At 67.2% G+C, this 23396-nt stretch carries 26 protein-coding genes; 16 read left to right on the forward strand and 10 right to left on the reverse strand.

The window, feature by feature from the left end:
• Nucleotides 1-29: 29 nt before the first annotated feature.
• From rimP to ABIA65_RS23390, 7 genes are all read left to right on the forward strand, one after another.
• A complete protein-coding gene (gene rimP, locus ABIA65_RS23360; protein WP_241399652.1) occupies nt 30-590 on the forward strand; it encodes a ribosome maturation factor RimP in 561 nt (186 codons plus the stop codon).
• A complete protein-coding gene (gene nusA / locus ABIA65_RS23365) occupies nt 587-1630 on the forward strand; it encodes a transcription termination factor NusA (RefSeq protein WP_241399651.1) in 1044 nt (347 codons plus the stop codon). Before rimP ends, nusA begins: the two co-directional genes overlap by 4 nt.
• Nucleotides 1631-1771: 141 nt before the next feature.
• Complete coding sequence (locus tag ABIA65_RS23370) at nt 1772-2023, forward strand: YlxR family protein (protein WP_354525046.1); 252 nt, start codon at nt 1772-1774, stop codon at nt 2021-2023.
• A 102-nt stretch (nt 2024-2125) separates the two neighbouring features.
• Nucleotides 2126-4918: a translation initiation factor IF-2 gene (gene infB / locus ABIA65_RS23375; RefSeq protein WP_354525047.1), complete on the forward strand. Its 2793-nt coding sequence runs from the start codon at nt 2126-2128 to the stop codon at nt 4916-4918.
• The gene (rbfA, locus tag ABIA65_RS23380) at nt 4919-5425 is read left to right on the forward strand and encodes a 30S ribosome-binding factor RbfA (protein ID WP_241399649.1); all 507 of its coding nucleotides are present in this window, start codon (nt 4919-4921) and stop codon (nt 5423-5425) included.
• Nucleotides 5400-6407: a DHH family phosphoesterase gene (locus ABIA65_RS23385; RefSeq protein WP_241399648.1), complete on the forward strand. Its 1008-nt coding sequence runs from the start codon at nt 5400-5402 to the stop codon at nt 6405-6407. The genes rbfA and ABIA65_RS23385 overlap by 26 nt, the downstream gene beginning before the upstream one ends.
• 17 nt (nt 6408-6424) lie before the next feature.
• Complete coding sequence (locus ABIA65_RS23390) at nt 6425-7753, forward strand: MATE family efflux transporter (RefSeq protein ID WP_354525048.1); 1329 nt, start codon at nt 6425-6427, stop codon at nt 7751-7753.
• 6 nt (nt 7754-7759) lie between these two features.
• Here the strand turns inward: ABIA65_RS23390 and ABIA65_RS23395 are convergent, their stop codons facing one another.
• From ABIA65_RS23395 to ABIA65_RS23415, 5 genes are all read right to left on the reverse strand, one after another.
• On the reverse strand, nt 7760-8359 hold the full coding sequence (locus ABIA65_RS23395) for a class I SAM-dependent methyltransferase (RefSeq protein WP_502919611.1): 600 nt from the start codon (nt 8357-8359) through the stop codon (nt 7760-7762).
• 75 nt (nt 8360-8434) lie between these two features.
• Nucleotides 8435-9445, reverse strand: a complete 1011-nt coding sequence (locus ABIA65_RS23400) for an LLM class flavin-dependent oxidoreductase (protein ID WP_354525050.1) — start codon at nt 9443-9445, stop codon at nt 8435-8437.
• Nucleotides 9442-10767 (reverse strand): MFS transporter, encoded by a 1326-nt coding sequence (locus tag ABIA65_RS23405; RefSeq protein ID WP_241399645.1) that lies wholly within the window; start codon nt 10765-10767, stop codon nt 9442-9444. Before ABIA65_RS23405 ends, ABIA65_RS23400 begins: the two co-directional genes overlap by 4 nt.
• Nucleotides 10768-10814: 47 nt before the next feature.
• Nucleotides 10815-11990, reverse strand: coding sequence for an amidohydrolase family protein (locus tag ABIA65_RS23410; protein ID WP_354525051.1), 1176 nt, complete (start codon nt 11988-11990; stop codon nt 10815-10817).
• The gene (locus tag ABIA65_RS23415) at nt 11987-12835 is read right to left on the reverse strand and encodes an IclR family transcriptional regulator (protein ID WP_354525211.1); all 849 of its coding nucleotides are present in this window, start codon (nt 12833-12835) and stop codon (nt 11987-11989) included. The genes ABIA65_RS23410 and ABIA65_RS23415 overlap by 4 nt, the downstream gene beginning before the upstream one ends.
• Before the next feature lie 199 nt (nt 12836-13034).
• On the opposite strand from ABIA65_RS23415, the gene ABIA65_RS23420 reads away from it, so the two are divergent.
• A complete protein-coding gene (locus ABIA65_RS23420) occupies nt 13035-13490 on the forward strand; it encodes a cupin domain-containing protein (RefSeq protein ID WP_241399642.1) in 456 nt (151 codons plus the stop codon).
• Between the two features lie 73 nt (nt 13491-13563).
• Here ABIA65_RS23420 and ABIA65_RS23425 read toward each other — a convergent pair whose 3' ends face one another.
• Complete coding sequence (locus ABIA65_RS23425) at nt 13564-14319, reverse strand: enoyl-CoA hydratase (RefSeq protein ID WP_354525052.1); 756 nt, start codon at nt 14317-14319, stop codon at nt 13564-13566.
• 45 nt (nt 14320-14364) lie between these two features.
• Here ABIA65_RS23425 and ABIA65_RS23430 point away from each other — a divergent pair, with 45 nt between their 5' ends.
• Nucleotides 14365-14634, forward strand: coding sequence for a DUF2277 domain-containing protein (locus ABIA65_RS23430; RefSeq protein ID WP_241399640.1), 270 nt, complete (start codon nt 14365-14367; stop codon nt 14632-14634).
• A gap of 7 nt (nt 14635-14641) precedes the next feature.
• Nucleotides 14642-15190: a DUF1802 family protein gene (locus ABIA65_RS23435; protein WP_354525053.1), complete on the forward strand. Its 549-nt coding sequence runs from the start codon at nt 14642-14644 to the stop codon at nt 15188-15190.
• On the opposite strand, the gene ABIA65_RS23440 is transcribed toward ABIA65_RS23435, so the two are convergent.
• Together ABIA65_RS23440 and ABIA65_RS23445 are read right to left on the reverse strand one after the other, a co-directional pair.
• A complete protein-coding gene (locus tag ABIA65_RS23440) occupies nt 15179-16816 on the reverse strand; it encodes a CocE/NonD family hydrolase (protein ID WP_354525054.1) in 1638 nt (545 codons plus the stop codon). The two genes, ABIA65_RS23435 and ABIA65_RS23440, sit on opposite strands and share 12 nt — an antisense overlap.
• Before the next feature lie 9 nt (nt 16817-16825).
• Complete coding sequence (locus ABIA65_RS23445) at nt 16826-17410, reverse strand: DUF3558 domain-containing protein (protein WP_241399638.1); 585 nt, start codon at nt 17408-17410, stop codon at nt 16826-16828.
• A gap of 130 nt (nt 17411-17540) precedes the next feature.
• Between ABIA65_RS23445 and pptH the strand changes: the two genes are divergently transcribed.
• From pptH to truB, 3 genes are read left to right on the forward strand one after another with little or no spacing between them, the layout of a single operon-like run.
• Nucleotides 17541-18506, forward strand: a complete 966-nt coding sequence (pptH, locus tag ABIA65_RS23450) for an ACP phosphodiesterase PptH (protein ID WP_354525055.1) — start codon at nt 17541-17543, stop codon at nt 18504-18506.
• Entirely contained in the window at nt 18503-19168 is a 666-nt protein-coding gene (gene pptT / locus ABIA65_RS23455; RefSeq protein WP_354525056.1) for a 4'-phosphopantetheinyl transferase PptT, read from the forward strand. The genes pptH and pptT overlap by 4 nt, the downstream gene beginning before the upstream one ends.
• Complete coding sequence (truB, locus tag ABIA65_RS23460; RefSeq protein ID WP_354525057.1) at nt 19165-20052, forward strand: tRNA pseudouridine(55) synthase TruB; 888 nt, start codon at nt 19165-19167, stop codon at nt 20050-20052. Before pptT ends, truB begins: the two co-directional genes overlap by 4 nt.
• A gap of 24 nt (nt 20053-20076) precedes the next feature.
• Here truB and ABIA65_RS23465 read toward each other — a convergent pair whose 3' ends face one another.
• Together ABIA65_RS23465 and mntR are read right to left on the reverse strand one after the other, a co-directional pair.
• A complete protein-coding gene (locus tag ABIA65_RS23465) occupies nt 20077-20508 on the reverse strand; it encodes a type II toxin-antitoxin system Rv0910 family toxin (RefSeq protein ID WP_241399635.1) in 432 nt (143 codons plus the stop codon).
• 155 nt (nt 20509-20663) lie between these two features.
• Complete coding sequence (mntR, locus tag ABIA65_RS23470; protein WP_241399634.1) at nt 20664-21359, reverse strand: manganese-binding transcriptional regulator MntR; 696 nt, start codon at nt 21357-21359, stop codon at nt 20664-20666.
• An 82-nt stretch (nt 21360-21441) separates the two neighbouring features.
• Here mntR and ABIA65_RS23475 point away from each other — a divergent pair, with 82 nt between their 5' ends.
• The 3 genes from ABIA65_RS23475 to lppU all read left to right on the forward strand — a co-directional run bounded on the left by ABIA65_RS23475 (nt 21442) and on the right by lppU (nt 23304).
• Nucleotides 21442-22419: a bifunctional riboflavin kinase/FAD synthetase gene (locus ABIA65_RS23475; protein WP_241399633.1), complete on the forward strand. Its 978-nt coding sequence runs from the start codon at nt 21442-21444 to the stop codon at nt 22417-22419.
• A 106-nt stretch (nt 22420-22525) separates the two neighbouring features.
• A complete protein-coding gene (gene rpsO, locus ABIA65_RS23480) occupies nt 22526-22795 on the forward strand; it encodes a 30S ribosomal protein S15 (RefSeq protein WP_241399632.1) in 270 nt (89 codons plus the stop codon).
• A gap of 20 nt (nt 22796-22815) precedes the next feature.
• Nucleotides 22816-23304, forward strand: a complete 489-nt coding sequence (lppU, locus tag ABIA65_RS23485; protein ID WP_371747121.1) for an LppU family putative lipoprotein — start codon at nt 22816-22818, stop codon at nt 23302-23304.
• Nucleotides 23305-23396 lie beyond the last annotated feature (92 nt).

The raw sequence follows: 23396 nt of genomic DNA on the forward strand, positions 1-23396 counted from the left end.
TCCGCACAACTCAAGACGAGGAGCTCGCCGTGGCATCGGATCAACCGCTACGGTCCCCGCACTTGCCGACTTCTTCGCAGGTGACCGAGCTGCTCGAGGCTGAGTTCGCGCGTCGCGGGTACGACGTCGAGGATGTCGCCGTTCAGCCCGTGTCTCGGCCGCCCCGCATCGTGGTGGTCGCCGATGGCGAGGAGAACCTCGATCTCGAAGCGGTCGCGGAGTTGTCGCGTGTCGCATCTGAGCTGCTCGACGCGTTCGAATCGTCGTCGGGGGAGTTCGACCCCTATGTTCTGGAGGTCACATCGCGGGGCGTGGACCGTCCGCTGACCACTGAACGGCACTACCGGCGTGCACGCGGTCGCAAGGTGGCGCTGTCGATGTCCGACGGTTCCTCTCTGGAGTGCCGGTTGGGCGAACTCGTGGGCGACACCGTGAGCGTGGTGGTCGCCGACAGTCGGCGCGCGAAATACGAGGTCCGTGACATAGCGCTTAGTGAAATTGTCAAAGCTGTTGTACAAGTGGAGTTTTCACCACCAAACCGGCGAGAGCTCGAGTTAGCCGGCCATTCCGGAGAGGAGGTCGACGAATGAACATCGATATGGCTGCACTGCATGCCATCGAAGTGGATCGGGGGATCGCGGTCGATGAGCTGTTGGAGACGATCAAGACCGCGCTGCTGACCGCGTACCGCCACACGGAGGGGCACGAGGCCGACGCCTGGATCGACATCGACCGCAAGACCGGCGTCGTGCGGGTGATGGCCCGCGAGACCGACGACGACGGCAACCTGATCCAGGAATGGGACGACACCCCAGAGGGTTTCGGCCGGGTCGCGGCGACCACCGCACGGCAGGTGATGCTGCAGCGATTCCGTGACGCGGAGAACGAGCGCATGTTCGGCGAGTTCTCCGCCCGCGAGGGTGATATCGCGGCGGGCGTCGTGCAGCGTGATGCGCGGGAGAACGCGCGGGGCAACGTCGTCGTGCGCCTGGGCACCGAGAGCAAGGGGTCGGAGGGCATGGTCAGGCCCGCCGAGCAGGTCCCCGGCGAGAGTTACCAACACGGTGATCGGTTGCGCTGCTACGTGATCGGGGTCACCCGTGGTGTCCGTGAGCCCAGGATCGAGCTGTCGCGCACCCATCCCAATCTGGTCCGCAAGCTGTTCTCACTCGAGGTTCCCGAGATCGCCGACGGATCGGTCGAGATCGTCGCCGTGGCCCGCGAGGCCGGGCACCGCTCGAAGATCGCCGTGACATCGCGGATGCCGGGCCTCAACGCCAAGGGAGCCTGCATCGGGCCGATGGGCCAACGGGTTCGCAATGTGATGAGCGAGCTGTCGGGCGAGAAGATCGACATCATCGACTACGACGAGGATCCGGCGCGGTTCGTCGCCAATGCGCTGTCACCGGCCAAGGTGGTGTCGGTATCGGTCATCGACGAGGCAGGGCGTGCCGCGCGTGTCGTGGTGCCTGACTTCCAACTGTCGCTGGCGATCGGCAAGGAGGGGCAGAACGCACGTCTGGCTGCCCGTTTGACCGGTTGGCGGATCGACATTCGCAGTGACGCCGCGCCAACGCCAGAGGGTCCGCCGCACTCGGGGGCGGCCCACGGCGCCCAGCGTGACAGGTAGCGCGACACGCGATTCTGTCTGGGGCAACGGGTGAGGCTAGACTGAGCCGTGATCCAGCGCGAGACTCCTGCCTCGACGCGCGAGAGTACCGATCGGCCCCTCGGCCCGGTGCGAACGTGTGTCGGTTGCAGGAGGCGAGAGTTGGCCGTCGACTTGCTGCGAGTGGCCGCTGTGTGTGACGGGAATGGCGATCACGCCGTAACCGTTGACTCAGCGGGTAACCTGCCGGGGCGGGGTGCGTGGTTGCACCTCGACCCGCAGTGCCTCGATGCGGCGATCCGGCGGCGGGCTTTCACCCGAGCGTTGCGCATCACCGGTCCGCCGGACACATCCGCGGTGACCGAGTACTTCGAGGGATTGAAGGACACGGCCGCCCGGCAACAGAACAGGTAGCGAAGAACATGAGCACACCGTGAAGTCTCGATGACCATGCGTCATAGCTAAACCCGAGGCGCGGCCTACCACCGCTGTCGCCTCCAGACAGGAGTAGTAGTAGTGGCAGGTAAGGCCCGCGTGCACGAGTTGGCTAAAGAACTCGGTGTCACCAGCAAGGAAGTTCTCGCCCGTCTGAGTGATCAGGGCGAATTCGTTAAGTCCGCGTCCTCCACTGTGGAGGCTCCCGTGGCGCGCCGGTTGCGCGAGGCGTTCGGTGCAGGCAAGCCCGCCAAGGCCGCGCCGGCACCGGCGAAGCCCGCCGCCGCAGCCGCTCCGTCCGAATCGGCCGGGCCCAAGCCCGGTGCCGCACCTGCGGCAGCCGACGGTGGCGTCGTGACCTCGGCACCCAAGCCCGGCGGTCCGAAGCCCGCACCCCCGGCACCGCCTGCGCCGCCCGCAGCTCCGGCTCCGGCACCGGTGCAGACACCCGCCGCCGCGGCACCAGCACCTGCCGCGAGTGCACCGGCCCAGCCCGCCGCACCGGCAGGTCCGACACCGGGTCCCCGACCCGGTCCGGCGCCAGCCACTCCCGGCGCGCCCAAGCCCGCACCGCGCGCCCCGCGCGTGGGCAATAACCCCTTCTCGTCGCAGCAGCCGGTCGAGCGTCCGGCGCCGCGTCCCGCGGCAGGCCCCGGTGGCCCGCGCCCCGGCCCGCGTCCCGGAGCGACACCCGGCAACATGCCTCCACGTCCCCCAGGTGCCCGACCAGGCGCGATGGGTCGTCCCGGTGGCCCGCGTCCCGCCCCCGGCGGCCGTGGTCCCGGTGGCGGCGGCGGTCGTCCCGGCGGTCCCGGTGGTGCCGGTGGCGGTGGCGGTAACTACCGCGGCGGTGGCGCCGGCGGCGGTGCCGGAGCCCCAGGTGGCGCACCCGCAGGTGGCTTCCGCGGACGCCCAGGTGGCGGTGGCGGCGGTGGTCGTCCCGGTCAGCGTGGTGGCGCGGCAGGTGCATTCGGTCGTCCCGGCGGCGCAGTCCGTCGTGGCCGCAAGTCGAAGCGGGCGAAACGCGCCGAGTACGAGAGCATGCAGGCACCGGTCGTCGGTGGTGTGCGGTTGCCGCACGGCAACGGCGAGACCATCCGGCTGGCCCGCGGCGCGTCGCTCGTCGACTTCGCCGACAAGATCAACGCCAACCCGGCATCGCTGGTGCAGGCGCTGTTCAACCTCGGCGAAATGGTCACCGCGACTCAGTCGGTAGGTGACGAGACGCTCGAGCTGCTCGGCAGCGAGATGAACTACGTCGTGCAGGTCGTGTCCCCGGAGGACGAGGACCGCGAGCTGCTGCAGTCCTTCGACCTCACCTACGGCGAGGACGAGGGCGACGAGGACGATCTCCAGTACCGTCCGCCGGTCGTCACGGTCATGGGTCACGTCGACCACGGCAAGACGCGACTGCTGGACAGCATCCGTCAGGCCAACGTCCGCGAGGGCGAGGCCGGTGGCATCACCCAGCACATCGGTGCGTACCAGGTCCTCACCGAGCTGGATGGCAACGAGCGTCTGGTGACCTTCATCGACACCCCCGGTCACGAGGCGTTCACCGCCATGCGTGCCCGTGGTGCCAAGGCCACCGACATCGCCATTCTGGTGGTCGCCGCCGATGACGGCGTCATGCCGCAGACGGTGGAGGCCATCAACCACGCGCAGGCCGCAGACGTGCCGATCGTGGTGGCGGTCAACAAGATTGACAAGGAGGGCGCCGACCCGGCCAAGATCCGGGCGCAGCTCACCGAGTACAACCTGGTTGCCGAGGACTTCGGTGGCGACACCATGTTCGTCGACATCTCGGCCAAGCAGGGCACCAATATCGACGCCCTGCTCGAAGCGGTGCTGTTGACCGCCGACGCCGCACTGGATCTCCGGGCCAACCCGGACATGGAGGCCCAGGGCGTCGCGATCGAGGCACACCTCGACCGTGGCCGCGGCCCCGTGGCCACCGTGCTCATCCAGCGCGGAACACTGCGGGTCGGCGACTCGATCGTGGCGGGCGACGCCTACGGCCGCGTCCGTCGCATGGTCGACGAGCACGGCGAGGACGTCGAGGAGGCGCTCCCGTCGCGTCCGGTCCAGGTCATCGGCTTCACGTCGGTGCCAGGTGCCGGTGACAACCTCCTGGTTGTCGACGAGGACCGCATCGCACGGCAGATCGCCGACCGGCGCAGCGCGCGCAAGCGCAACGCTCTGGCGGCGCGGACCCGCAAGCGCATCAGCCTGGACGATCTGGATGCCGCGCTGAAGGAAACCAGCCAGCTGAACCTGATCCTGAAGGGCGACAACTCCGGCACCGTCGAGGCGCTGGAGGAGGCCCTGCTGGGCATCGAGATCGGCGACGAGGTGGAGCTGCGCGTCATCGACCGCGGTGTCGGCGGCGTCACCGAGACCAACGTCAACCTGGCGTCGGCGTCGAACGCGATCATCATCGGGTTCAACGTCCGTGCGGAGGGCAAGGCCACCGAGCTGGCCAACCGCGAGGGTGTCGACATCCGGTACTACTCGGTGATCTACCAGGCCATCGATGAGATCCAGAGCGCGCTGAAGGGCATGCTCAAGCCGATTTACGAGGAGAAGGAACTCGGCCGCGCCGAGATCCGGGCGATCTTCCGGTCGTCCAAGGTCGGCAACATCGCCGGCTGCCTCGTCACCTCGGGCATCATGCGCCGCAACGCCAAGGCGCGGTTGCTGCGTGACAACCTCGTCATTGCCGAGACCGTCACCATCTCGTCGCTGAAGCGCGAGAAGGACGATGCCACGGAGGTGCGCGACGGCTACGAATGTGGTCTGACGCTCACCTACAACGACATCAAGGAAGGCGACGTCATCGAGGCGTACGAACTCGTGGAGAAGGAGCGCACTTAAATGGTTGACGTGGGCCGCGCACGACGGCTCTCCAAGCGCATCGGCACGGTCGTCGCGTCAGCCATCGAGTTCGAGATCAAGGATCCCCCGTTGGCCTTCGTGACCGTGACGGACACGAAGGTGACGGGTGACCTGCACGACGCCACCGTGTACTACACGGTGCGCGGCGAGACGCTGGCCGACGAGCCCGACTATGACGGTGCCGCCAAGGCGCTGGAGCGTGCCAGGGGCATCCTGCGGAGCAAGGTTGGCGCCGCCACCGGTGTGCGCTTCACCCCGACGCTGGCGTTCGTGCTGGACAAGGTGCCCGACACGGCGCAACACATGGAGGAACTGCTGGCGCGCGCGCGTGCCGCCGACGCCGATGTGGCACGGATTCGTGAGGGTGCCACACCGGCCGGTGACGCTGACCCGTACCGTGTGGTCGGGGGCGAGGAATCGGGCGACGAGCCTGATGACGATTCCGACGCTGAGGACACCGGTGACAACGATCGACCCGACGACTGAGCTAGTACCCGAGGCTGCGGCCGTACGCGTCGATGCGCACGGCGCGGCGGCACTGCTATCCGGTGCAGCCAGTGTGGCGGTGTTGTGTCACGTCTATCCCGATGCCGACACCATCGGCGCCGGGCTGGCGCTGGCATTGGTGTTGGAGCGTGTGGGCAAGGCCGTCGAGGTCGCGTTCGCCGAACCAGCCGATCTGCCGGAATCACTGCAGTCGCTGCCGGGTGGTCACCTGCTGGTAGCCGCGGACGCGATGCGGCGTGACCCCGATCTGGTCGTCACAGTCGACATCCCCAGCGTCAACCGGCTGGGTGAACTGCGCGGTGTGGCCGACTGTGCCCGGCAGGTCCTGGTGATCGACCACCACGCGTCGAACCAGCTGTTCGGCACCGCGAACTACGTGGATCTGTCGGCGGACTCCACCACGATGCTCGTCGCCGAGCTTCTCGATGCGTGGGGTGAGCCGATAGACGCACCCGTCGGGCACTGCCTCTACGCCGGCCTGACAACCGACACCGGATCGTTCCGGTGGGCCACCGCCCGGGCGCACCGCCTTGCCGCGCGGTTGCTCGAACTTGGTGTCGACAACGCCGCCATCAGTCGCACCCTGCTCGACACGCACCCGTTCTCGTGGCTTCCGATGCTGTCGCGCGTACTGGCGTCGGCACGTCTCGCGCCCGAGGCGCTGGGTGGTCTCGGTTTCGTGTATGCCGTTGTGCCCCATCAGGAGTTCAGCGCCGCCCGGCTCGAGGAGGTGGAGAGCATTGTCGATATCGTGCGCACCACCTCGCAGGCCGAGGTGGCCGCTGTGTTCAAGGAGATCGCTCCCCAGCGCTGGTCGGTGTCGATGCGGGCGAAGGCGGCGGTAGATCTCACAGTCGTCGCCGGCCGATTCGGCGGAGGTGGGCACCGGTTCGCCGCTGGCTACTCCGCGACCGGCCCGGTCGAGGACGTCGTGAAGGCGCTCGCTGATGCGCTTGGCTGACCGCGTCAACGCGCGCCTTGGCTGATTCGCCTGAGCAGCCGGCACCGGCGACCGGCAGGCGAATCGCCGGTCTTGCGCTACCCGCACTGGGTGTACTGGCCGCTGAACCGCTCTACCTGCTGTTCGACCTGGCCGTGGTGGGTCGACTCGGAGCGCTCGCGCTCGCAGGGCTGGCGATCGGCGGACTCGTTCTGGCGCTGGTGTCCTCGCAGCTGACGTTCCTGTCGTACGGGACGACGGCGCGCGCGGCCCGGTTCTTCGGGGCGGGGGACCGGCGTGCGGCAGTCGGGGAGGGCGTGCAGGCCACCTGGTTGGCGATCGGCCTCGGGTTGGTGGTCGTCGCGGCGGTCCAGGCGGCCGCGGTGCCGCTGCTCGCGGTGATCGCCGACGGCGGAGAGATCGCCGAGGAGGCGCTGCCCTGGCTGCGGATCGCGATCCTGGGTGCACCGGCGATCCTGATCTCGTTGGCGGGCAATGGCTGGATGCGTGGCGTACAGGACACCGCCCGGCCGCTGCGCTACGTGGTGTCGGGTTTCGCGGTGTCGGCAGTGCTGTGTCCGCTGCTGGTCTACGGGTGGCTGGGACTGCCCCGGATGGAACTGGCCGGTTCGGCGGTGGCCAACGTGGTTGGGCAGTGGCTGGCGGCGGTGATGTTCTGCCGGGCGCTTCTGGTCGAGCGGGTCGCGCTGCGCGTCGACTTCGCGGTGCTGCGCGCTCAGCTTGTGATGGGCCGTGACCTGGTGGTGCGCACCCTGGCGTTCCAGGCGTGTTTCGTCTCCGCCGCGGCGGTCGCCGCGCGTTTCGGGGCGGCGGCGGTGGCCGCGCACCAGGTGGTGCTGCAACTGTGGAGTTTCCTTGCCCTGGTTCTGGATTCGCTGGCGATCGCCGCCCAGTCGCTGGTCGGTGCGGCCCTGGGAGCGGGTCAGTTGGCGCATGCGAAGTCGGTGGCGTGGCGTGTGACCGTGGTCTCGACGCTGGGTGCCGCGGTGCTGGCGGCGGCGTTCGCGGTCGGCTCGTCGGCGCTCCCGGCGCTGTTCACCTCGGATCGCTCGGTGCTGGACGAGATCGGCGTGCCGTGGTGGTTCCTGGTCGCGCAGCTGCCGGTGGCGGGCGTTGTGTTCGCGCTCGACGGCGTGCTGCTCGGTGCCGGGGATGCGCGGTTCATGCGCAATGCGACGCTGGCCAGCGCCCTGATTGGGTTCCTGCCGCTGGTCTGGATGTCTCTGGCGTTCGGGTGGGGATTGCTCGGCATCTGGTCTGGTCTGACCACGTTCATGGTGCTGCGCCTGGTGTTCGTCGGATGGCGGGCGTGCTCCGGTCGCTGGCTGGTGGCCGGGACGGGCTGAGCAGACTCAGGGCTTTGTGCCGCTGACCGTCCACACCGGACGTCGACCGGCCCGGTCACCGGTGACGCAGACGTCGACCAGTCCCGCCGCGCGGCACAGTCCGGCGAATGACTCCGCCTGGGCATCGGTCCAGCCGTGGGTCGCCAATCCGGTGGCGCCGTGGTCGGTTCGGCGCTCGACAGCCAGCAGCCGCCCACCGGGTGCCAGCACGCGATACGCCTGCGCGAGGCCCTCGGTCACGTCGCGCCAGTGGTGCACGGTGGCCAACGCCCACACGACCGTCGCCGAGCCGTCGGGAACGGGGAGGCGCTCGGCGGTGCCCTCGGCCCACGTGATGTCGGCGCGACCGCGCGTGACGGCCTGCGCGATCCGCAGCATCGATGCCGACGGGTCGACGCCGGTGACGCGGGCACCGCGGCGGGCGGCTGTGCGGGCGGCGGTGCCCGGTCCGCAGCCGACGTCGACGACGTGATCGGCGGCCGAGACGTGGGCGCGTTCCGTCGCGAGTCGCGCGTTCGCACGGCCGATGAGCAGGAATAGGAATCCGAAGAGGCTGCCGGTGATCCCGGCGAAGCCGGGGTGGTCGGCATGGTGGTTGACGGGCATTTCGGCCGATGCATCGTTCACATGCTCAGCTTGCCGGTTCAAGCCGGGTTGACGTCAAATGGCGATATGGACGCGCTAGGCGGCGATGGCCTCGAACAGTTCCAGACATCTCACTGCGGTGGTGATCCGTGAACTCTCATCGGCCGCGAACGGAACGAGCGCGATCTCGTCGATCGGCAACCTGCACAGTTCACGCATCTGCGCCAGCACTTCACCGGGATCACCGGCGACGGCAAATCGCGCGGTCAGCTCGGCCGAGACATGTTCGGCGTGACCCGCGCTGCTGGACATGTGCTGGTAGTAGTCGTAACGGCGCCGTAGTTCGGATACCTCCTGGACCAGCTCGGCGGGCAGCGCCACGGGGTGTGGCCGTAGTGCGGTCCTGGCGACATGCGGCCGGACCAGTCGTCGGGCCTGTGCCGAGTCGTCCTCCACCGCGATGGGTAGCCACAGGACGCGATACACAGACCCCACTTGCCTGCCTGCGGTGACCTCTCCGCTGGTCACCCGCGCCAAGGCCCTTCGGATCGCATCGGGGTCTGCGCCGGCAAGCAGTACCACGCCGTCCGCGGCGCGGCCGGCGAGATCCAACATCTTGGGTCCCGATGCCGCCAGGTGAACCGGGACCGCGGTACGGGCCGAGGCGTAGGTGATGCGGACCTGCGCCGGTCCAGTGTCAAGCGTGACCCCTTCCCCCGACGTCAGCGATCGCAGCATGCCGACGGCGCGTTCGAGATCGTTGGTGCGCATCGGCGCGCTGCCGATGGTGGCCAGTGATGAATCACCGGTCCCCAACCCGGCGATCACGCGACCCGGTGCCATTTCTTGTAGTGAGGCGAACCCGCCCGCCACCGTCGCCAGGTGGCGGGTAACCACATTGCTCACCCCTGTCGCGATACCGATCCTGTTGGTGCTGTGTGCAATTGCGCCCATCGCGGTGAATGACTCGCGCCAGATGTTCTGTGAGTCGCCGATCCATAGTGTCGAGAAGCTGTGATGTTCAGCGACTTTCGCGGCTTGGACCATGTCGTTGATGGGTTGGGTCGGATACAGTGCCAGGCCGACACGGGGTGTGGTGCCTCTCATCGGGCGAGCAGCGTCGACGGCTTGTCACTGGGCGCGCCTGGACCGCCGACAGAGGTGGTCTGCTGCTCGTTGAGGAACAGCGTGGCGATGAATGAGACCACCCCCACCGCGGCCATGTAGCCCGCGATGGCTGGCCAGCCGTCGGTGCGATCCAGCAGAAAGGTGCACACGATCGGTGCGGTCGCACTGCCGAGGACGGTTCCGAGTGTGTAGCCGAGCCCCATTCCGCTGTAGCGGACATCGGCTGGGAAGCAGTACGCGAAGAAGGTGGGCATGGCGCCGTAGTTGAAGCAGTAGGGGATGTAGACGAGGACGAAACCGAGCAGCATCCACGGCGTCGATCCCGTGGTGAACAGCGCGAACCACGCAACCGGCATGACAGTCAAACCGGCGATGCCGAACAGGTACAGGCGCTTTCGATTGATCCGGTCCGACAGCCAGCCGACATAGAGTGTGCCCGAGACCGCGACGACGGTGACCGCCATGACCATCCACAGCACGTGTGACCGGTGCAGGCCAAGGTGGTTCTGCCCGTACGTCAGTGAGAAGACGGTCGCGGTGTAGAAGAACGTGCCGTTGATCATGTAGGAGAACGCCATCGCCAGGACTGTGCGCCGATGGTCACGCAGGACTTCCAGGATCGGTTGTCTGCGTACCTCGTTCTCCTCCTGTAGCTGCGCGAACGCCGGGCTCTCCTCGATATGCAGGCGCATGTACATCCCGACGAAGACAAGAACGGCGCTCGTCAGGAACGGGATTCGCCAGCCCCACTGCGCGAACGAGGAGTCACTCAGCGAGGACAGCAGCAGGAAGATGCCGTTGCCCAGCAACATGCCCCAGGACGCCCCGGTGTTGATGACCGCGCCGTAAAGCCCGCGCTTTCCCGGAGCGGCGTGCTCGACGCTCATCAGAACGGCACCACTGTACTCGCCGCCGAGCGACAGTCCCTGGATGAATCTCAGTGCCACCAGCAGGATTGGCGCGGCAACCCCGATCGTGGCGAAGCTCGGCAGGAGACCGATCGCGAACGTGGTGGCGCCCATGACCGTGAGGGTCAGTATGAGTATTCGCTTGCGACCGATGCGGTCACCGAAATGCCCACAGATGACGCCACCGATGGGGCGGCTGATGAAGGCGACAGCGAATGTTGACAACGACAGCAGAGTGCCGATGAGCGGGTCGAATTCGGGGAAGAAGACCTTGTTGAACACCAACGCGGCGGCGATACCGTAGACGAAGAACTCATACCACTCCAGAGTCGTGCCGACCAAGCTCGACATGAGCACTCTGAGGGCTGGCGAACCGTCGTTCCGCACTGTCATACGGAGCTCCTTTCTTGTTGGATACTGCGCTTATTCGTTCTGGACGGTCAGTGGGCGACCAAGTCCTCGCGCGGAAACTGCGGCACCCGCCGCGGTGGAGCGGTGTTTCGGCTGCGCCGCACCACGATCTCGCCGCCGGCGATCACGGCGGCCACTGCCGGAGTGTCGCCAAGCGTCAAAGCAGCGGACATATCGTCGGCCCTGCTGCCGTCGGGGGCGTCGGCGACGACGAGGTCGGCCCGCTCGCCGACACGAAGCCGGCCGCCGGGTATCCGTCGGACCCGGGCGGTGTTGCCGGTCGCGGTCGCGACGGCGATTGCCGGCGGCACATCGGCCATTGAGCACATCGTGGCCATCAGCCGCAGCATTCCGCCCGCGGCGATGCCGGCGCCCGCTGGCGAGTCCGTCCCGAGCACAAGCCGAGCGAGTTCGCCACTGTCGACCAGCATCCGTGAGACCTCAACGGCGGCAAGCTGATTACCGTTGTATACCAGCTCGACTGCGGCGCTCGTCTGATCGAGGATGGTCCGCACATCGTCCAGGGCCGGTGCTGTGGGGCCGCCGTTGACGTGTGCGGCGACGTCAGGCATGACCTGCGCGCAGAACGCGCCGTCGATGGTGCGGCTGGTCGGAACGGATTTCCCGCCGACGTGGACCGTCACGGTCATCCCGGCCGCCTGCGCCCATCTGGTCATCTCCGCGGCCTGCTCGGGGTCCTGTACACCCGAGATCCCAATCTCGCCGACGAGGTGCACGCCCTCGGCGGCCATCTCCACGAAATGCTCACGGGTTAGGCCGTTCTCGAGAAGGACGGCACCCCCGTAGACGCGGATTCCACCGGGGCGGAACTTGGCGAAGGCCTTGTGGGCGAGCACCGCCAGAGCGCAGGTGCCCGCCGGGTCGGTCGGCCGGCCGGGGGTGTGCACCTCACCCGCAGAGACCGCCGAGGTGACGCCGCCGTGCACGAACCCGCTGAGGAAGTCGGCCTGTGACTGCCGCGGGGTGTAGTCGCCGACGACTGGGTGGATGTGGTTGTCAATGAGTCCTGGAAGCACAGTGGCTCCCGCCGCATCCAGCCACCTGTCGGCGGAGAAGTCGGATCGCGCGCCGACTCCAGTGATCAGGCCGTCCACGATGAGAACGGTGTCGGCCGCCGCAATGGGTGCCTCGATGTCCCCGGACATCAGCGTTCCGATATTGGTCACGGCCAGCGAGTGGCTCATTCCTGCTCCTTCTTGGTGTTCGGTGCGGTGTCGGGTCCGGGATTGTGGAGTGGGCGCGCCAGCGCCAGTAGGTCGTTGACCCAAAGCGACGCTCGAAAGCGTGACGTTGGACCTGCGATCGAGACCGATCCGACGATCTCGCCGCCGATCACGATCGGCACCGCGGCCGCTGAAACGCCGGCACGCCATTCGTCCTCGCTGGTTGCGTAGCCAACCTCACGCGCGGTGGCGAGTTGACTGAGCAGTTCCGTGCGGCTGCCAACGACATTGCTGCCCTCCACAGGCAGGGACTCGTCGGGGAACATCGTCATGAGTTCCTCGTCGGTGAGGCCCATCAGGATGGCTTTCCCAGCTGCCGAGGTGTGCAACGGCATTCGGGTGCCTTCGCGAATGCTGGTACCCAGCGCGTGTGACGTTTCGAAACGCTTGACGAACAGAACTTCGTCCGCGGTTCGGACGCCGAGCGACACGGCTTCTGATGACCGTGCCGCGAGTTCGCTCATGGGGTCCGAGAGCGCGGTGACCAGGCGGGAGTTATCGCGGGCGGCCCCGCCCAACTGAGCGGCCGCCAGCCCGAGTCCGTAGCGCTCGGTACCCGGATCCTGCACCACGAAGTTCATCGCGCGCATCGTCTGCAGGCTCAAGTACACCGTGCTCTTCGAGCAGCCGGTGCGTCGCGACAAGTCGCTGATGCCCACGGGGGAGTCGTCTTTGGCGAGTTCGCAAAGGATGGACAAGGCACGCTCCACTGATCGAGACCGGGGTGGGTTACTGTTCGGCACTGCTGAACACCATTCTGTTTGACGGAACGAAGCATGGCAGACCAACCGTGTGAGGTCAACCACATGAATTTGGGGCAATTTCTCACCCTGCCAACGAATGTTGGTTGACCGGCGCTGGAAGTGCGTGCCATGCTCTGACTGTAATTGGAACAGTGTTCAGTATAGCTGAACGATGGGTAATGAGTGTCGAATCTCGAATGAGAGTTGATGTCGATTTCCCCATGGCGTTCTGAGCACCCGCACAAGAGAGGGATCAGTGAAAGTGTCCACCGCCGAGAAGCTGCTGACCGCGACAGAGGCCATGAAGACCCACAATGCGCCGATCATCCGTCGCCCCGACGACACAGAACCGAAGATGGGCCGGTTCAAGAACACCACGCAGATGGTGTTCCACCCCTCAGATGAGGATCCGACTCAGCCCAACGCCGGCATCATCAACTACCTTCCGGGGTCCGGATTCCCGCTGCACAAGCACGATTTCGCCCAGATGTGGTACGTCATCGAGGGGGAGTGCGAATACGGCGAGACAGTCCTGCGTGCCGGCGATCTGGTGTACATGCAGGATCCGCACTTCGAGTACGAGATGAAGACTGAGAACGGGTGCCGGATCTTGTTCCTGCAGTACCAGGGTCCAACGACTGGTCAGGGGCCGATCTATGAGGGCCGCTTCAACGTGGCCAAGGTGAAGGAAGTCGTCGCGGCGGACTTGGAACGCTAGCGGGCCCAGGCCAAGCCGCCGTCGCACGCCGCGGCGGCGGCTTCGGCATTGGCCTGCGGTCCCCTACGCGGAGTCAACGCGCCCGGTTGCGCCCGCGCTCCATCACCGCAGAGCGGCTGGCGGCAATATCGTCGCCGCTGGTCTCCCGCATCCACTGCGTGGCGGACTGGGCCTCGATCCACAGTCCGGCGCTGGTCTGCTGTTCGTCGATGCGGTGGTAGGACTCCAGCAATGCCCTGACCGCCCGCTGGTTATTGCCGACGATCGAGGCGGCGACGGCCCTGGCGGTCGGCAACAGATCGTCGTGGGAGACGACCTGGGTGACCAGGCCGGCGCGCAGGGCGTCGTCTGCCGACAGGTAGTCACCGGTCAGGCTCATTCGGCGCGCCATCCCGATGCCTACCTTCTGAGGGAGCCGAACGCTCAGCCCCCACGTGGGAAGCAGGCCGACACGGGCGTGCGTGTCGGCGAAGCTGGCCTTCTCCGAGGCGATCAGGATGTCGCAGTACAGGGCGAACTCCAGCCCGCCCGTCACCGCGGCACCGTTGATGGCACCGATCACCGGTTTGCGCATCGCCGGCCATTTGGGGGAGATATCGGGCAGTTCGGTGCTGTCGCCGAGTTCCTTCAGGTCCAGACCGGCGCAGAACACGGGGTCGGCACCGGTCAGGATCACCACGTCGACATCGTCGTCCGCCTCCGCGTCGCGCAGCGCCGCGAAGAACGCGGTCCGCAGATCCCTCGACAGCGCGTTTCGGGACTGCGGGCGGTTCAGCGTCAGCGTGCGCACGCGGTCGGTGGTGTCGATCAGCAGGACGGGATCGGTCATCTGCTCACGGTATCCGGCATCTCGAGCTGGCCTATCCTGGGTCCCATGTGCCGGAACATCACCGAATTGCGCGGCCTCGAACCTGCCGCCACCACGGAGGAGATCGAGGCCGCCTCGCGTCAATATGTCCGCAAGGTCAGCGGTATCACCCGTCCGACCGCGGCCAACGAGGACGCGTTCGAGACCGCCGTCGCCGAGGTCACCGCGACGACCATGCGCCTGCTGTCGGTCCTGCCGCCCCGGCGGCAGCCGCCGAAGACGGTGCCGCCGCTCCGCCGCCCCGAGGTCCGGGCGCGGATCGCCGCCAGGGGCTAGCACCCAGGTGAGCACGCCTGCGCTCAAGGAGTGGAGCGCGGCCGTACACGCGATGCTCGACGGCCGCCAGACAGTGCTGCTCCGAAAGGGCGGTATCGGGGAGAAGCGCTTCGCCCTCGACGCGTCGGAGTTCCTGTTCTTCCCGACGATCGCCCACGGCCACGCCGATCGGGTGCGTCCCGAGCATCGCGATCTGCTCGAGGTGGCCGCACCGGACAGCACCGAGAGCGCAGTGACGGTTCGGGCCGGTGCAAAGGTCGTTGCCGCCATCAGCGTCAACCAGCCCGAGCGGATCGCCGAGATCGCCGACCTGCACATCTGGACACCGGAGTCGGTACGCGCCGAGCGGCTGGACTTTCGGCCCCGACACCGGTTGACGGTGCTGGTCGTCTCGGCGATACCGCTACACGCGCCGCTCATCCTGGAGCGCACCCCCGACTTCGCCGGGTGCACGAGCTGGGTGGACCTACCTGTCGAACCGCAGTGGGGCGAGCCAGTCCACGACGATGACGCGCTGCAGGCTGTCGCCGACCGGGTGCGTGACTCAGTCGCCTGACGGGGGCATCGAACCCGACGGCAGGACCAGGCGTGACATTCCGCCCTCGCCGTGGTGCACCCTGTGCGTCGCGGTCCTCATGGTGCTGCCCGAGGAAGGCGGCTCGTCGGTGCCGAGGTTGCGGGCGAAACGCGGGTGGGAGCCGCCCGCCACCAGAATCCTGATCCGCGAACCAGCCGAGAAGCGGTGGGCCACGGCGTCGAGCTCGAGTCGGACTGTGCCGGAATCGGTTGTGAGCCTGACGTATCCGTCGCTGACATTGCGGGATCGGCCCTTGCCGTCGACCTCGCTGAGCCGGACGAAGACATCGTTGAACCGATTGTCACAGGAGTGCGCCAGTTCCACGACCGGCGAGCCGGCCACGTACAGGTCGGCTGGTAGCGGATCCCCGGTGAAATCCACGACGTCGGCCCGTCGGGCAAGCGCACTGTCGTCGCGGTAGCCGGCGTCGGGGGAGAGCAACCTGCCGCCGATGGTCGGTGTCGGGTCGGCGGGGTCGAAGGTGAACGTCGACGGCGTCGTGCCGGCATCGGGCTGATCCTCCGAAAGCCGGTGCGCGGGTTGCAGGTACAGCACCGACTCGCCCATAGGAGGCGGCCAGGCGGGGAGCTCGGTCCAGCCGGTGGCGTTGACGTAGGCGCGCACCGGGCTGCGTGGCACCGCGGCCCCGCCGGCGAGGTGAGTGTCCAGCCACGCCAACGACTCGCGCAGCACCGTGGGGGCACCCTTCGTCGTCAGGTGGGCATGTGTCCACGGGCCCACCGTCAACGCGGTGGGTACGCCGCGATCCCGGAGGCGCGTGTACTGCGCGAGGGACTGCTCGAGGAACGGATCCTGCCAGCCGCTGAACAGCAGGACCGGGACGTCGACACGGTCCAGGGCCGCGCCAAGCCGCATGGGTTCCCAGAACGCATCGTCTGAGTCGGAGTGCTCCACCCACGACTCCCACCAGGGTGCACCCGTGGCGAGCAGGCCGCGGCCCGATGCACCCATCGGTACCTGGATCGCGGTCCTGGCGAGGCCGCGACGCGACCTCACCCGCCGCACGAACTCACCGAAACCGGGGTCCTCCTGGTGGGAGACGGCGTCACTCCAGCCGAGGAAGTCATTGAGGGCGAATGATCCGGTGCCCCACGTCGCGGCGTTGAAGTCGTGGGGACCAACGCAGATCACGGCGGTCGTCAGCTCCGGTGGTGGGTCGACCAGCAGCGCCCACTGGGTGAAGCCCAGGTAGGACAGCCCGATGGTCGCAAACGATCCGGTGAACCACGGCTGTTCGCGCAGCCATGCGACGGTGTCGGCGCCGTCGGCCACCTCGTTGACCATCGGGGTGAACTCACCGCCGGAGCCGAACGTGCCGCGCACGCTCTGGAACACCACGTGATACCCGCGCGCGGCGTAGACGCTGCCGAACAGCGCGGAGAACGGGAATCCGCGACCGTAAGGACAGCGCGCCAGCAGGGTCCCGGCCGGGGTGGCGGTGTCGGGTACGTAGTGATCGGCGAGCAGCGCCACCCCGTCGCGCATCGGCACGCTCACACCGCGGCGCACGGTGAACCCCGTCGTCTGCGGCGGGAGGCGAAGAGCTCGGCCCAGTGCGTTAAGGGCGACGCTCTTGGGGCTCATTCGAGACGATCAGAACTTGTAATACGGCACCAGTTCGTTGGCGCGCTGCAAGTTGGTCTGGAGGCAGTCCACGTCAGTGGCCGAGTAGTCCGGCGCGTAGAACAGCGACTGCTGGAGAACGCCGTAGCTGGTCTTGAAGGCGATCATGCAGGTCACCCAGAAGCGGTCATTCCAGTCAGTCGGCTTCATGATCCAGAACTGGGCGGCGCGGTGGCCCTGGATGTCGAGCTGAACCGCGTCAGGGGGCAGTGTCTGCTCGAAGGTTCGCCAGACGAACGCCTCGACCGCCATCTGGTAGTTGCCCGCGTCGTAGTGGCACCGCAGCCCGTCCTCGGGGATCGGCGGCGTGAAGCCCAGGCCGATGCGCCCGATCACGTCGAGCGGGATCTCCTTGCAGGGATCGAACGGTTTGGGGTCCACCGTCTCGATGACCGGCCACTTGATGGTCGCAGAAGCGCCGGTCAGGGGTATGGACGTGGAACGCAGATCGACCCCGTCGGCGCTGTTCGCGGCGGTCGGCTCGGTCTGCCAGACCACGGCCACCGCCGCGATCAGCGCACACATCGCTGACAGCAGACGCAGTTTGGTGGTCATTGGACTCCCTCGCGCTGGTCGGTCACTGCGGGGAGTCTACAAGTCTGTAGGCGCCGCAAGGTGAGTAAATCAGAACATGTTCTAGTTGCCCGGTGAACACGGCCGGCGAGCGCAAGTAGGCTGGGCAGTTGTGTCTGCGACGTCACGGGAACACCGTCACCCGACTCTATGGGCGATCAGCGACCTTCACATCGGGCACACGGGCAACAAACCCGTCACCGAGTCGCTGTTTCCGGCCACCCCCGACGACTGGCTGATTGTTGCCGGTGACGTCGCCGAACGCACCGATGACATCAGGTGGTCGCTGGACCTGCTGCGCAAGCGGTTCGCGAAGGTGATCTGGGTGCCGGGCAACCACGAGCTGTGGACCACCAACAAGGATCCGATGCAGATATTCGGCCGGTCCCGCTACGACTACCTGGTCAATATGTGCGACGAGATGGGCATCGTCACTCCCGAGCACCCGTTCCCGGTGTGGAACGAGGAGGGTGGACCGGCCACCATCGTGCCGATGTTCCTGCTCTACGACTACACGTTCCTGCCCGAGGGCACGGCGACGAAGGCCGAGGGGCTGGCCGTGGCCCGTGAGCGCAACATCGTCGGCACCGACGAGTTCCTGCTGTCATCCGAGCCCTATGCCACCCGTGACGCCTGGTGCCGCGACAGGGTCGCGTCCACCCGCAAGAAGCTCGAAGAGCTGGACTGGATGACCCCGACGGTCCTGGTGAACCACTTCCCGATGGTCCGCGAACCGTGTGACGCGATGTTCTACCCGGAGTTCGCGCTGTGGTGCGGCACCACCGCCACCGCCGACTGGCACACCCGATACAACGCGATCTGCTCGGTCTACGGCCATCTGCATATCCCGCGCACCACCTTTTACGACGGTGTGCGGTTCGAAGAGGTCTCGGTGGGTTACCCGCGAGAGTGGCGGCGTCGCAAGCCCTATCGGTGGATGCGTCAGATCCTGCCCGACCCGAAGTACCCGCCGGGCTACCTCAACGACTTCGGCGGGCACTTCGAGATCACGCCGGAGATGCGCGAGAACGCGCAGCGCATGCAGCAGCGCATCTCGAACCGGAGGTTCGGCCAGTGACGAGCAGGCTGCTGTCCGGTGTGCTACCCGATGCGGTCGTTGCGGCCGAGTTGTACTCCGACCCTGAGGGTCTGGTGCCACTGCCCGAGGAGGAGCCGCTCGTCGCGCGCTCGGTCGCCAAGCGGCGCAACGAGTTCGTCACCGTGCGCCACTGCGCGCGGCAGGCGCTCGCTGAGCTCGGCGTGCCGCCGGTGCCGATCCTCAAGGGGGACAAGGGTGAACCGTGCTGGCCCGACGGCATCGTCGGCAGCCTGACGCACTGTGATGGCTTCCGGGGCGCGGTGGTCGGCCGTGCGGGTGACATCCGTTCGGTCGGCATCGACGCCGAACCGCATGGCGAGCTGCCCAAGGGGGTCCTCGACGCCGTGAGCCTGCCAGTCGAACGCCATGAGCTGGCCGCGCTGCCCGCCGATCTGCATTGGGATCGAATCCTGTTCTGCGCCAAGGAGGCAACCTACAAGGCCTGGTTCCCGCTGACGCATCGCTGGCTTGGCTTCGAGGACGCCCACATCGGCTTCGACGTGGACGGCTCGGGTGCGGCGGGAACGTTTCAGTCCCGTGTCCTCATCGATCCGTCCGCGGAGTCCGGACCCCCGCTGAACACGCTGCGTGGACGCTGGTCGGTGCGTGACGGTCTGGTGCTGACGGCGATAGTGCTGTGAGCGCACCCGAACCCGGTCTGGTGATCGTCGACAAACCCGGTGGCATGACCAGCCACGACGTTGTCGGGCGGTGCAGGCGCATCTTCGGCACCCGCAAGGTCGGGCACGCGGGCACGCTGGATCCCATGGCGACAGGTGTTCTCGTCGTGGGCATCGAGCGCGCCACCAAGATCCTCGGCCTGCTCACCGCGACCGACAAGTCGTATGCGGCAACGATCAGGCTCGGTCAGACGACCTCGACGGAGGACGCCGAAGGCGAAGTGCTGCAGACGGTTCCGGCGGGTCACGTCACCGATGCGGCGATCGGTGCTGCGGTCGCCGCACTGCGCGGCGACATCGCGCAGATCCCCTCGGCGGTGAGCGCGATCAAGGTCGACGGTGAGCGGGCCTACAAGCTGGCACGCGAGGGCAGGACCGTCGAGCTGGCGGCGCGCCCCGTCCGCATTGACCGGTTCGATGTGACCGCCGTTCGACGCGCGGGTGATTTCGTCGACGTCGACGTGGACGTGGACTGCTCCTCGGGCACCTACATTCGGGCGCTGGCGCGTGACGTCGGCACGGCGGTGGGCGTCGGTGGCCACCTGACGGCACTGCGGCGCACCCGCGTCGGCCGTTTTGGCTTGGGGGAGTCACGCACGCTCGATGACCTCGCCGACGGCCCGCGGTTGAGCTACCCGCTCGACGCGGCCTGCCTGCTGGCCTTCCCACGCCGCGACCTCACCGCGCACGAGGCGGAGTCGGCGCGACACGGCAGAGCCATGGCCCCGGCGGGTATCGACGGCATCTACGCGGCGACGGCACCCGACGGTGACGTCATCGCGCTGCTGCGCGACGACGGCGCGCGCACCAAGTCGGTCGTCGTGATCCGTCCCGCCACGCTGTAGCGCGCGGGGGGGTCGCACGGGGAGTTAGACGTACAGCTCCTCGAACCTCTTGATCGAGCGCTCGATGTCACCCTTGACCGCGCGGGCGGCGGCCATGCCGATGGGCCCGAACAGCGGTGCACCGCCGAGGTCGATCTTCACGCTGAAGGTGGAACCCTCCTTGCTGGGAGTCACCTTCAGCGTCAACGCGTACTTCGTGCCGCCGACGCCGTCACCCGTGATCTCCAGCAGCGCTGGGGGATCGAACTTCTTGATGGTCCACGTGACGCGGTTGCGCATCCCCTTGGCGCCCGCCACCCCGACGATCGTCGTGCCGACCTCAAGCTCGGTGGGTAGCTCCGAGCGCCACCCCTGGTGCATGCACAGCCAGTCGCCCAACTCGGCCAGATCCGAGGCGTGGGCCCACGCCTGTTCGGGGGAGAGTGCGAGCTTGCGGGACAACTCGAGTTTCGCCATCCACGGATCGTAGGGGGTTAGGCATATGCCCAGGCGCCGACTTCTGCATCAGTGTCGTGTCCTGCCGGTGAGCGCGACGCTGATGCAGATCTCGCGGATCTGTCGTCGAAATCTGCATGAGGGTCGTCGCGCCGCTGACCTGTCAGCGTAGGGGGTTAGGCGATCACCCAGATGGCCTCGGCGGCGGGATTGCCCAGATCGACTGTGGTGGCATCCGCCCCGTCGGCGGGCTCGATGGCGACCGAGATCATTCCGGCGAAGTCGCGGCGGGCCACCACCCGCAGCCGGGAGTCCAGGCTGATACCGACGCTGTCGAAGTAGCGCAGCATCTCCGGATCGGAGTCGGATATCCGCGCGACGGTCCCCGCGTCGCCGTCGCGGCACACCGACAGCTGGCGGGCGTCGGGGGTGGGCACGCGGCCGTCCGCGGCGGGGATCGGGTCGCCGTGCGGGTCGCGGGTGGGGTGACCCAGCTTGGCGTCGATGCGCGTCAACATCAGATCGGACACCGCGTGCTCGAGGATCTCGGCCTCGTCGTGGACCTCGTCCCAGCTGTAGCCGAGTTCGTTGACCAGGAAGGTCTCCATCAGACGGTGGCGGCGGACCATCGCCAGCGCGGCCTGCCGGCCGGCATCGGTGAGCGTGACGGCACCGTACTTCTCGTGATCGACAAGGCCCTGATCGGCGAGCTTTCGGATGGACTCGGACGCCGTGCTGGCCGACACCCCGAGACGCTCGGCCAGCATCTTCGTGCTGACCTTCTCGCGGGACCACTCCTGGGCTGTCCAGATGACTTTCAGGTAGTCCTGTGCGACCGACGACAGATCGCGGGGGTTGCTTTCAGGACTCACGATTACTGAGTTTAGGCAATCATCACCTCAACGGGGGGATCCAGCGCGCCCACCGACACCATTGAGCCGTACCCTTGTCGATGTGCAGCGCTGGCGGGGGCAGGACGAGATCCCCACGGACTGGGGCAGATGCGTCGTCACCATCGGTGTGTTCGACGGAGTTCACCGTGGACACGCAGAACTCATCAACCATGCCGTGAAGGCAGGCCGAACGCGGGGTGTCCCGGCCGTGTTGATGACGTTCGATCCGCATCCGATGGAAGTGGTCTTCCCCGGAAGCCATCCCGCCCAGCTCACCACTTTGACCCGGCGTGCGGAGCTGGTCGAGGAACTGGGCGTTGATGTCTTCCTCGTCATGCCCTTCACCACCGACTTCATGAAGTTGACGCCGGAGCGCTACATCCACGAGCTGCTCGTCGAGCGACTGCACGTCGTCGAGGTCGTGGTGGGGGAGAACTTCACCTTCGGCAAGAAGGCGGCGGGTGACGTTGCGATGCTTCGCAGGGCCGGTGAGCGGTTCGGCTTCGCCGTCGAGGGCATCTCGCTGGTATCCGAGCATCACCGCGACGAGACGGTGACGTTCTCGTCGACCTACATCCGCTCGTGCGTGGACGCAGGCGACATGGCGGCGGCCACCGAGGCGCTGGGCCGCCCGCACCGGGTGGAGGGCGTCGTCGTCCGCGGCGACGGTCGCGGCCGAGTGCTCGGATTCCCCACCGCCAACGTCGCACCGCCGATGTACTCGGCGATCCCCGCTGACGGCGTGTACGCCGCCTGGTTCACCGTGCTGGGGCACGGTCCCGTGATGGGCACCGTGACGCCGGGTGAGCGCTACCAGGCCGCGGTGTCGGTCGGCACCAACCCGACGTTCTCCGGCCGCACCCGCACCGTGGAGGCGTTCGTTCTGGACGCCGAGGCCGACCTGTACGGCCAGCACGTCGCCGTGGACTTCGTGGCCAGGATCCGCGGGCAGGAGAAGTTCGATTCGGCCAAGGATCTGATCACCGCGATGGACGCCGATACCGCCAGGGCCAGGTCGATCCTGCGCGATTCCTTCTAATCGCCAGGTCGCTGTTAGACTTTCCGGCGACCCGGCACGTGCTGCAGTTCGCGGTGGCCGTGCCCTTTTCACCATCCCCTCGCGGACCGATAGATGGAGTAGTTTCGTGGCGCTCACAACCGAGCAGAAGAAGGAAATCCTGGCCTCGTACGGTCTGCATGAGACCGACACCGGTTCGCCTGAGGCGCAGGTGGCGATGCTGACCAAGCGGATCTCCGACCTGACCGAGCACCTCAAGATGCACAAGCACGACCACCACTCGCGTCGTGGGCTGCTGCTCCTCGTGGGTCGCCGTCGCCGCCTGCTCAAGTACGTGGCAAAGGTCGACGTCGCGCGCTACCGCTCGCTGATCGAGCGCCTGGGCCTGCGTCGCTGACGCAGTTGGCTCCACGACACCTGCGCACAGTCGCAGCGGCGCTCGCCGCCGCAGTGGCCGTCGCCGTTCTGCCCGGTTGTTCATCGGCTGCGGCGGCGGACATGGCTGTGGGTGATTGCCTCAAGGTCGGTGGACCCCCTGACCGGCCAGAGACCAGCAAGGTCGACTGCGGCAGCCCGGCATCGAACTTCAAGGTGGTGGCCACCGTCGACAACACCGACGGGTGTCCCGCCGACGTCGACTCCTACTACTCGACGCGCAGTTCGTTCAGCGGCTCCGGGCCCACGATCTGCATGGACATCGACTGGGTGGTCGGTGGCTGCATGAGCATCGACCCGGAGAACGCCACCGACCCGGTGCGCGTCGACTGCGATGACGCGTCGGCTTCGAATCGCCAGCGCGCCACACAGATCCTGCACGACGTGGCCAGCGCCGACCAGTGCACCAGCGGCCTGGGCTATCCGTACGACGAACGCCAGTTCACGGTGTGTGTCGAGGATGTGGCCTGAGGCGGTCGGTCTTCGACCGACACCGCGGGTCGGGCAATTGCCGCGGTGTAACATAGACGTGTTTTGGGGCGCAATGCGGCTCGAACATAGAG

This window comes from Mycolicibacterium sp. 624, assembly GCF_040548615.1.
In the GTDB taxonomy this organism is placed as follows: Bacteria; Actinomycetota; Actinomycetes; order Mycobacteriales; family Mycobacteriaceae; genus Mycobacterium.